Below are 8,774 nucleotides of genomic sequence, written 5' to 3' on the forward strand. Positions count from 1 at the left end.
AACGGCGAGAAGCTCGGTTCTTGAGCTTTTTTATCGCAAGTCATGGAGGGGAAACAATTGTTACGCGTTTATAACACAATGACCCGGCAAAAAGAGACCTTTAAAACATTGCAGCCTAATGTCGTCAAAATGTATGTCTGTGGGCCAACTGTTTATAATTACATCCATATAGGTAATGCTCGCAGTGCCGTTGCCTTTGATACCATCCGACGTTATTTGGAATTTCGCGGTTATCGCGTGGATTATATTTCGAATTTTACCGATATTGGTGAAAAATTAGCTCGTACTGCAGAAGCGGAACAGATCAGTGTTGCCGCAGTTGCTGCAAAGTATATTGCAATTTTTAACGAAGATACTGGCGCCTTAAATATTGAACCTGCAACCTACCATCCTCGCGCTACCGAGAGTATTCCAGAAATCATTGCATTTGTCAGCGACTTGATCGATAAGGGCTATGCCTACGAGGTCGAGGGCGACGTTTATTTCCGTGCGCGACGTTACACGAATTACGGGGAGCTCTCTCATCAGCCCTTGGACCGACTTGAAGTTGGCGCGAGTCAACGGACAGCCGACGAAGAGACGGCTAGAAAAGAAGATCCCGTTGATTTTGCCTTGTGGAAAGCTCAGAAGCCAGGCGAAGTTGCTTGGGATTCACCATGGGGCCCCGGCTCTCCAGGTTGGCATATTGAGTGTTCAGTAATGGCTGGCAAATATTTGGGCGAAACCATTGATATTCATGGTGGTGGTGAGGATTTGGCCTTTCCACATCATGAGAATGAAATTGCTCAAAGTGAGAGTCATACTGGAAAAAAATTTGTCAACTATTGGCTGCATAATGGTTTCGTGACGATTGGTCATGATGACGAGAAGATGAGTAAGTCATTGGGAAACTTTGTGACGGCACACGAGGTGTTAGCTAAGTATGATCACCAAGCAGTTCGTTTCTTCATGTCTGCCACACATTACCGTCGCCCAATCCGATACACCGAAGACGGTATTGAAGAGGCACTGAATGAAGTGCAACGGTTCAAAATTGCCCGGGCAAACTTACTTTATCGTCGTCGAGATGCGATAGCCGGCGTAGATCAACAGATCACTGCTGCTATTGCGACGGCGCGTGAGCAGTTCATCGAAGCGATGGATGATGATTTCAATGTTCAAAATGGTCTGGTCGTTTTGCATGATTTCTTAAGGTTAATGAACAATTATGCGGCCGAAGAAATCGTTCATCTTGACAGCATTATCGACTTGGTCAAACAGCTCGAAACGTTCCTGTCAATTTTTGGGGTCAATCTTGCCCAAGAGGATCATTTGAACAGCGATGTTGCTGATTTAATCGTGCAACGAAACGTTGCTAGAGCCGCAAAGGATTATGCGACCAGTGATCGTATTCGAGACGAGCTTGCAGCTCAAGGTGTGATTCTTGAAGATACGCCACAAGGAACGAGGTGGCGTCAACAATGAGTGAAAACCTGGCAAACGCACTTAATGGCATTGCACTCGCTTATTTAGGTGATGGGGTCTATGAAGTTTTTGTTCGGATGCACTTGTTGGAGAAGGGCGTTACGCGCCCCAATCAACTTCAGAAGCAAGCCGTTCAGTTTGTTTCTGCAAAAGCTCAAGCAGATATGATTGATACCTTAGCTCAGCAAGAATTACTGACCAGTAAAGAACTCGATGTTTATCACCGTGGCCGAAACGCGAAAAGCTATACCAAAGCTAAACATACGGATGTGATTACCTATCGGATGTCGACGGGTTTTGAAGCCTTATTCGGTTATCTAAAGCTCACCGATCAGAACGAACGCATCGAAGAATTAGCCAAATGGTGTATTGACCACGTCGAAAGGAAGTTAGCAGCCCATGAATGATTGTCGTTTTTCATCATCAAAGGGTCCAAAACCAATGACTAAAAAGAAATCGGCACGTCGGACTGGAAGCTTTAAGCCACAAGAAGAGACCCATCAATCTAAACGTGATCGCCATTCTGACGAGCGTTTACCTCAGAATACCACGCATTCAGACCGTCATATTGAGCCTGCGCAAGAGCAAGAAGAAGCCGATTTTATTTATGGCAAGCATGCCGCACTGGAATTTATCCATTCTGGTGACCCACGTACGGTCAATAAAATATTCTTACAAAAGGGATTGCGTGGTGAAATTGCCACTGAGGCGCATCACTTCGCAGAGACACAAAAGTTGGTCCTGCAAGAGGTGCCGAAAGCTAAGCTTGATCAACTCACCGCGGACGCTAATCATCAAGGAATTCTACTAACCTTGTCGCCTTATCAGTACCACACGATTCAGGAACTGTTGGATAAAGCCGCGGAAGCCAATGAGGAACCGTTGCTGCTGATCCTAGATAATTTGAACGATCCGCATAATTTGGGCTCAATCTTAAGAACCGCGGATGCAATTGGTGCACACGGGGTGATTATTCCTAAACGGCGAGCAGTTGGGATTACCGGTGTTGTTGCGAAGACCGCTGCAGGTGCTCTTGAACATGTTCTAGTGAGTCGAGTCACTAACTTGGCTGCGACAATCGATGAGTTGAAAGAAAAAGGTGTCTGGATTTTTGGGACAGCCATGTCTGGCGAGGATTATCGTCAGTGGAATAGTCGTGGCCCGATTGCCTTAGTGATTGGTAACGAAGGGAAAGGAATCTCAACGCTGGTTGCCAAAAAAGTTGACGGCATGGTCACAATTCCGATGATCGGACATGTTCAGAGTCTGAATGCGAGTGTTGCAACTTCTATTTTGCTTTATCATATTTTTGATCAACGACATCCGCTGGAACCTTGAGTTCGTGAGGTTTGAGAAATATATTGCAAAATAACTTAAGATAAACACTAGTTCTCTTTTAAACAAACTGAGAATCAGTTAGAATGAAATTGTCAAAAACCGCCCATAAAAGGAGTGACTTTTATGGGTTCAAATACTGAAGAGTTAACATTAGTGAGAGCTGTTCAGACACGTAGTGATTCCGCTGCCCTGGAAGCACTACTCAATAAATATCGGCCAATGATTAATTTGGCAATGTCCAAGTTTTATTTGCGTAACTTCGATCGAGAGGATTGGCTGCAAGAAGCGAGAATCGTTTGTTACCAGACTTGCTTGCTTTATGAAACGAACCATAATTGTCAGTTTGGCTCGTTTTTTAAACTGAGGCTCTACAATCACTTGCGTAATATTCTACGCTATGAGCTGGCAACCAAACGTATATCGAATCAGAATTGTCGCTCGTTAGACGAGATGCTGATCCAAGAGAGTGAAGCCACTCTCCAGCGCCCGTTTATTGCTGAACCGGGAATTGTGCAGCAGTTGAATCTTGAACGCTATTTGACGAGCTTGTCTTACCTTGAATTGCAGGCATTTCAAGTTGTGGTCAAACAGAAGGAGGCTGGCGAAGTTTGTCGCTTGTTAGGCTGTACTGAAAAACAATTATTTCGTGCGGCCGAACGCTGTCACCAAAAGTTAAAACGTCATCTGGACCAGTCATCTGCTGATCAGCTTGATCAAGATGGCGATGTGCTATGAATGAAGATTCTTGTATCCGGTCAGTGCATTTGATTTGGTTGTTCAATCAGGACCAACATTTTTTACGGCGTCTATTTGAATGCGTTGATTTCTTAACGCAATTATGCTAACTTAAGTAGTAATCATTAAGGTGGTAGAATATGGCTGGAAAAAAAGTAGCATTAGCTTGTACGGTTTGTGGTTCGCGTAATTATACGATTACCGAAAATGCCCAACGAGCTGAACGATTAGAAGTTCGTAAATTCTGCAAACACTGTGGGAAACACACTTTGCATAAAGAAACTCGTTAATCTTGATTCAGTCAGGAGTAACACCTGGGTTTCATAGCTTGTATTGATAAGGAGTTTTAAGATGAAACGTCTTTTTAGATTCTTTGGTAGTGTTGGACATGAGATGAAATTGGTAACTTGGCCAACAATGAAGCAAACGCGTCATGATAACTGGACGGTTCTTTCAACGTCGATTTTATTTGCTTTATTCTTTGCGCTGTGCGATTTTGTGATCAATAAGGGTCTGGCAACATTTATTTTGAAGTAAAACGTGACTTTAGGTTTGATTATTCCTTAGAGTCTGTTAGAATATAGCTATTGAGAAAAAACTTCGTATGCGCGGAGTTTTTTTATTTTGCAAAAAAAGGATGAGATTAAATGGTCGAATCGATCAAGAAACAATGGTATGTCTTACATACTTATTCAGGCTATGAAAACAAAGTCAAAGCGAATCTTGAATCGCGTGCGCAATCAATGGGGATGGAGAACAACATTTTCCGTGTGATCGTCCCAGAACAAGAAGAGCAAGAAGTTAAAAACGGTAAAGAAAAAACTGAGTTACACAAAACATTTCCTGGCTATGTACTGGTCGAAATGGTCATGACCGATCAGGCATGGTTTATCGTTCGTAACACGCCGGGTGTGACAGGCTTCGTTGGTAGTCATGGTTCTGGTAGCAAGCCTGCGCCATTGCTTGATAGCGAGATCGAACACATCCTTCATGAGTTGGGAATCAGCAAGCGTCATAGTGATATCTCGTTTGATGAGGGCGAAACAATCAAAATTGTTGAGGGTGCGTTTGCGAACCTGACCGGTAAGATTACCGAAGTCGATCCTGAAAAACTCAAGTTAAAGGTCAACATCGATATGTTCGGCCGTGAGACCAGCACCGAATTAGATTTCGACCAAGTTGACAAGTTGGTTTAAACCTATTGCTATTTAGGTTGTAAGTATGCTATATTGTTCAAGTATGTTTTGATACATGTGGGAGGAGAAATTACTATCTCCATCATAACCACAACACGGACTAAGGAGGTTTTGTCTCGTGGCAAAAAAAGTAGCAAACATTGTTAAGTTACAAATTCCTGCAGGGAAAGCAACACCAGCTCCTCCAGTAGGACCAGCATTGGGTCAAGCCGGGATTAACATCATGGGCTTCACAAAGGATTTCAATGCTCGTACTGCTGATCAAGCAGGTATGATTATTCCTGTTGTTATTACGGTATACGAGGATCGTTCATTTGACTTCGTTACTAAGACACCACCAGCTGCTGTCTTACTCAAAAAAGCTGCAGGTGTAGAGCATGGTTCAGGTGAGCCTAACACGAAGAAGGTTGCTAAGGTCACTAAGGATCAAGTTCGTCAGATCGCTGAAACCAAAATGCAAGACCTAAACGCCGCTGATGTTGAAGCAGCAATGCGCATGGTTGAAGGTACTGCAAGAAGCATGGGCTTTGAAGTCACTGACTAATTGACAGTCGGATAAACAGTGAAAGTTGTTTAATCAAGTGGGAGGACCAAACGTCCATTTGACCACATTTGCAAGGAGGAAAAATAATGCCAAAACATGGCAAGAAGTATACTGAAGCATTAAAGCAAGTTGATAAAAACAAACAATATAATGCTGCCGAGGCAGTTGAATTATTAAAGAAAGTTGATTTTGCAAAGTTTGACGCAACAGTTGAGGTTGCTTACAACCTTTCTGTTGATCCTAAACAAGCAGATCAACAAATCCGTGGTGCCGTTGTTTTACCAAACGGTACAGGTAAGTCACAAACCGTTGTTGTCTTCGCTGAAGGCGACCAAGCTAAGGCTGCTGAAGCAGCTGGCGCAGATGTTGTCGGCTCTGATGACTTGGTTCAACGCATCCAAGACGGTTGGTTGGACTTTGATGTTGCCGTTGCAACACCACCAATGATGGCTAAAGTTGGTCGTTTAGGCCGTGTCTTAGGACCTAAAGGCTTGATGCCTAACCCTAAGACGGGTACAGTTACGATGGATGTAACTAAGGCAATCAACGATGTTAAAGCTGGACAAGTCACATATCGTGTTGACAAGGCTGGTTTGATCCACGCCCCAATCGGCAAAATCAGTTTTGATGCTGATAAGTTGATTGAAAACTTCAAGGCTTTCAACGAAGTTATTCTTCGTGCACGTCCTGCTGCAGCTAAAGGTAATTACATCAAGAGCGTTACTTTGACTTCAACATTTGGTCCTGGTCTTGCTGTTGACTCAAATTCACTTTAAGCAATCAATGGCGTTGTTTTAGATGACGCTGGAGAAATGATTGATCAGACTCGAATGAGTTTGACAAATGCTTATTTAGATGCTATTCTGATTTAAGTATCTTTTTCTACCGAAGACTCAGGTGACTTATGTCTTAATATCCTGGCGAGGCCAGATGATAACGTCAGTTAACCTCTGTGTCTTTGGGCACAGAGGTTTTATTTGGTTAAAAGGTAAGAAGAAATAATCATAAGTGGAGGTGAAATAAATGAGCGAAGCAATTATCGCAAAGAAAGCTGTTGTCGTTGATGATATCTATGATAAATTCAACCGTGCCAAAGCTGTTGTCGTTGTCGATTATTTAGGTTTAACGGTTGCTGAAGCAACAGAATTACGTAAACAATTACGTGAAGCTGGTGTGGAACTAAAAGTCGTTAAGAATACTTATTTACGTCGTGCTGCCGACAAAGCTGGTTATGAAGGCTTAGATGATACGTTTACTGGCCCAACTGCTGTTGCCTTTTCATATGACGACGTTGTTGCACCTGCCCGCGTACTTTCGAAGTTTGCTAAGAGTGTTGACGCCCTTGAAATCAAAGGTGGCATCATTGAAGGCAAGGTTTCTGATCTTGCAACAATCAACGAATTGGCTTCATTACCAAGTCGCGAAGGTTTGTTATCAATGTTACTTTCTGTATTACAAGCACCTGTTCGCAACGTTGCCTATGCAGTTAAGGCTGTTGCAGATTCAAAAGATGAACCAGCTGCATAATTTCAATTACAAATAATTTTCTATTGGAGGAAAATAACATGGCTTTAGATACACAAGCAATTGTTGATCAATTAAAAGATGCAACAATCCTAGAATTAAACGATTTAGTTAAAGCAATCGAAGAAGAATTTGGCGTTTCAGCTGCTGCTCCTGTAGCTGCTGCTGGTGCTGCTGGCCCTGCTGCTGATGCAGAACCTACAGAAGTTAACGTTGAATTAACTGAAGTTGGCCAAGAAAAAGTTAAAGTTATCAAGGCTGTTCGTGAAATCACTGACCTTGGCTTGAAAGATGCTAAAGGCTTAGTTGACAAAGCACCTTCAAACGTTAAAGAAGGCGTAACACCTGAAGAAGCTGAAGAAATCAAAGCTAAACTTGAGGCCGTTGGTGCTACAGTTACAGTTAAATAATTAGATTGAATCTCAATCTTCTTGTATCCCTTTGAGTCGCCGTTAACCGGTGATTTGAAGGGATTTTTTTGTGCCACAAATGAGATAGAAACCGATATAAATTGATTAGAATATTGAACTGAACCCCAAACATTGGACTAAAATTTAAGCTACTTTCTGGGTGGTGAGAATTCGATAATTTATCGGACTCTTGCCACCCAGTTTTGTTTTGGTCCTTGTATGATTATAATATTCTATCCACCTTGTTATTGTATCAGCTACTTCTTCTAAGCTATCAAACTTTCTCTGGTAATATACTTCAGATTTCATAATGTGAAAAAAGCTTTCCATTGGCGCATTATCCAGGTAGGTCGCTTTCCGTGACATACTCTGAAACATTCGATTATCTTTTAAAACCTTTACCCATTGTTTGTTTTGGTAGTGAAAGCCTTGATCCGAGTGCACAGTAGTTCGATAACCTAAACATTTTGGGATTTGTTTGATGGCATCTTTTAAAACATTAACTGCGAATTCTACAGTTGGATGTGATGACATCGCATAACTAATTACTTCACCTGAAAACAAATCATAAATACACGTGAAATACGCACACTCATTAGTCGTTTGTTTACCCCAACGAATTTCAGTTATATCTGTCGTTAATTTCTGATATGGGCGATCTGTCATAAAACGTCGATTATATCGGTTAACTGCGACTGTACCAACTTTCCCTTTATACGAATTATATTTGTTCTTTTTCTTATTGAAAGCAGAGGAAAGCAGATTTAACTCGCGCATAATTCTTAAAACTCGCTTATGGTTAATTGACAATCCCATCTCCTTAAGCTGATTAGTTACCTGTCGATACCCAGCAGCCGGGACGTTGTTTTTAATATCAGTGATCAACTGTTTGACGCTTGCGTCTTTATCTTCAGTAGGCAAAGAAACCTTAATCGCGTACATAAAAGTACTTTTGGCCATACCAACTACTTTGAGAATATTTGTGAGCTTGTACTTAGACCTTAATTCTTCGATGATTTGCGCTCTTTGTCTCGTTGTGATTGAACCAAGGCCCTCAATTTTTTTAAATAATCATTCTCAATTTGAAGTAGCTCATTTTCTTCGCGTAACCGCTCAAGCTCGGTTTGCTTTTTCTTGTTTTTACCCTGTTTATCTGCAGACATAATTTTAGGCCGACCTCTCACTGAATACAGCGCGTCTATTCCGTCTGCTTCAAGTTTACGTTTCCAAGCCCAAATGGTTGATGGCTCAGATATATTGAAATGTAAAGCAGTCTCGGATAAAGAGGCGTTATTCGTTTTCAACCATTTTAAAACATTTACCTTGAATGAACCATCATAAATAAATGTTGGTCTTCTAACTTCAAGTCCTTCTTCGCCGAATACTTGATATTGATTAACCCATTTAAGAATGGACGCATCTGACTTGATACCGTATTTGCGTGCAAGTTGACCGATCCCAACAGAAGAATTGAGATATTCTTGAACAACTCTAAACTTAAACTCTTTCGCGAATTTTATAATCAAGTTAGCCACCCATGTTGATTGATCAAAAAATGGTCAA

General features: G+C 41.8%; 12 protein-coding genes and 1 other annotated feature. Of the genes, 11 read left to right on the top strand and 1 reads right to left on the bottom strand.

The genetic code is table 11. The features are described 5' to 3' along the window. Positions 1 to 57: 57 nt before the first annotated feature. The 11 genes from cysS to rplL all read left to right on the top strand — a co-directional run bounded on the left by cysS (position 58) and on the right by rplL (position 7,211). The gene (gene cysS / locus FC15_RS01540) at positions 58 to 1,464 is read left to right on the top strand and encodes a cysteine--tRNA ligase (protein WP_057823246.1); all 1,407 of its coding nucleotides are present in this window, start codon (positions 58 to 60) and stop codon (positions 1,462 to 1,464) included. After that, positions 1,461 to 1,871, top strand: coding sequence for a Mini-ribonuclease 3 (locus FC15_RS01545; protein WP_057823247.1), 411 nt, complete (start codon positions 1,461 to 1,463; stop codon positions 1,869 to 1,871). Before cysS ends, FC15_RS01545 begins: the two co-directional genes overlap by 4 nt. A 34-nt stretch (positions 1,872 to 1,905) precedes the next feature. Further along, a complete protein-coding gene (rlmB, locus tag FC15_RS01550; RefSeq protein WP_083479039.1) occupies positions 1,906 to 2,802 on the top strand; it encodes a 23S rRNA (guanosine(2251)-2'-O)-methyltransferase RlmB in 897 nt (298 codons plus the stop codon). 123 nt (positions 2,803 to 2,925) lie between these two features. Further along, positions 2,926 to 3,537, top strand: a complete 612-nt coding sequence (locus FC15_RS01555) for a sigma-70 RNA polymerase sigma factor region 4 domain-containing protein (RefSeq protein WP_057823249.1) — start codon at positions 2,926 to 2,928, stop codon at positions 3,535 to 3,537. Positions 3,538 to 3,677: 140 nt separating this feature from the next. Then, positions 3,678 to 3,827 carry a 50S ribosomal protein L33 gene (gene rpmG / locus FC15_RS08935; protein ID WP_083479038.1) on the top strand — a complete coding sequence of 50 codons (150 nt, stop codon included), beginning with the start codon at positions 3,678 to 3,680 and terminating at the stop codon, positions 3,825 to 3,827. Positions 3,828 to 3,888: 61 nt separating this feature from the next. Beyond that, positions 3,889 to 4,074 (top strand): preprotein translocase subunit SecE, encoded by a 186-nt coding sequence (secE, locus tag FC15_RS01560; protein ID WP_057823251.1) that lies wholly within the window; start codon positions 3,889 to 3,891, stop codon positions 4,072 to 4,074. A 110-nt stretch (positions 4,075 to 4,184) separates the two neighbouring features. Beyond that, positions 4,185 to 4,733 carry a transcription termination/antitermination protein NusG gene (gene nusG / locus FC15_RS01565; protein ID WP_057823253.1) on the top strand — a complete coding sequence of 183 codons (549 nt, stop codon included), beginning with the start codon at positions 4,185 to 4,187 and terminating at the stop codon, positions 4,731 to 4,733. A 118-nt stretch (positions 4,734 to 4,851) separates the two neighbouring features. Next, positions 4,852 to 5,277, top strand: coding sequence for a 50S ribosomal protein L11 (gene rplK / locus FC15_RS01570; protein WP_057823255.1), 426 nt, complete (start codon positions 4,852 to 4,854; stop codon positions 5,275 to 5,277). A gap of 86 nt (positions 5,278 to 5,363) precedes the next feature. Continuing rightward, positions 5,364 to 6,053 (top strand): 50S ribosomal protein L1, encoded by a 690-nt coding sequence (rplA, locus tag FC15_RS01575; protein ID WP_057823257.1) that lies wholly within the window; start codon positions 5,364 to 5,366, stop codon positions 6,051 to 6,053. 91 nt (positions 6,054 to 6,144) lie between these two features. Further along, positions 6,145 to 6,263 (top strand) — a sequence feature (ribosomal protein L10 leader region). Positions 6,264 to 6,300: 37 nt separating this feature from the next. Beyond that, positions 6,301 to 6,804, top strand: a complete 504-nt coding sequence (gene rplJ, locus FC15_RS01580; protein ID WP_057823259.1) for a 50S ribosomal protein L10 — start codon at positions 6,301 to 6,303, stop codon at positions 6,802 to 6,804. Between the two features lie 38 nt (positions 6,805 to 6,842). Next, entirely contained in the window at positions 6,843 to 7,211 is a 369-nt protein-coding gene (gene rplL, locus FC15_RS01585) for a 50S ribosomal protein L7/L12 (RefSeq protein WP_057823261.1), read from the top strand. Positions 7,212 to 7,355: 144 nt separating this feature from the next. Here the strand turns inward: rplL and FC15_RS08940 are convergent. Continuing rightward, positions 7,356 to 8,734 (bottom strand): IS3 family transposase gene (locus FC15_RS08940; RefSeq protein ID WP_157051235.1). Its coding sequence is split into 2 segments (ribosomal slippage): positions 7,356 to 8,245 and positions 8,245 to 8,734, totalling 1,380 coding nucleotides; the frame shifts between segments, so codons are not numbered across the junction. Positions 8,735 to 8,774 lie beyond the last annotated feature (40 nt).

Source organism: Lapidilactobacillus concavus DSM 17758 (genome assembly GCF_001435835.1).
Classification (GTDB): domain Bacteria; phylum Bacillota; class Bacilli; order Lactobacillales; family Lactobacillaceae; genus Lapidilactobacillus; species Lapidilactobacillus concavus.

Bases quoted from the DNA above. Each gene is read 5' to 3' on its own strand.
- FC15_RS01545 (WP_057823247.1), top strand. From the start codon at position 1,461: ATGAGTGAAAACCTGGCAAACGCACTTAATGGCATTGCACTCGCTTAT.
- rlmB (WP_083479039.1), top strand. From the start codon at position 1,906: ATGACTAAAAAGAAATCGGCACGTCGGACTGGAAGCTTTAAGCCACAA.
- FC15_RS01555 (WP_057823249.1), top strand. From the start codon at position 2,926: ATGGGTTCAAATACTGAAGAGTTAACATTAGTGAGAGCTGTTCAGACA.
- rpmG (WP_083479038.1), top strand. From the start codon at position 3,678: ATGGCTGGAAAAAAAGTAGCATTAGCTTGTACGGTTTGTGGTTCGCGT.
- secE (WP_057823251.1), top strand. From the start codon at position 3,889: ATGAAACGTCTTTTTAGATTCTTTGGTAGTGTTGGACATGAGATGAAA.
- nusG (WP_057823253.1), top strand. From the start codon at position 4,185: ATGGTCGAATCGATCAAGAAACAATGGTATGTCTTACATACTTATTCA.
- rplA (WP_057823257.1), top strand. From the start codon at position 5,364: ATGCCAAAACATGGCAAGAAGTATACTGAAGCATTAAAGCAAGTTGAT.
- rplJ (WP_057823259.1), top strand. From the start codon at position 6,301: ATGAGCGAAGCAATTATCGCAAAGAAAGCTGTTGTCGTTGATGATATC.
- rplL (WP_057823261.1), top strand. From the start codon at position 6,843: ATGGCTTTAGATACACAAGCAATTGTTGATCAATTAAAAGATGCAACA.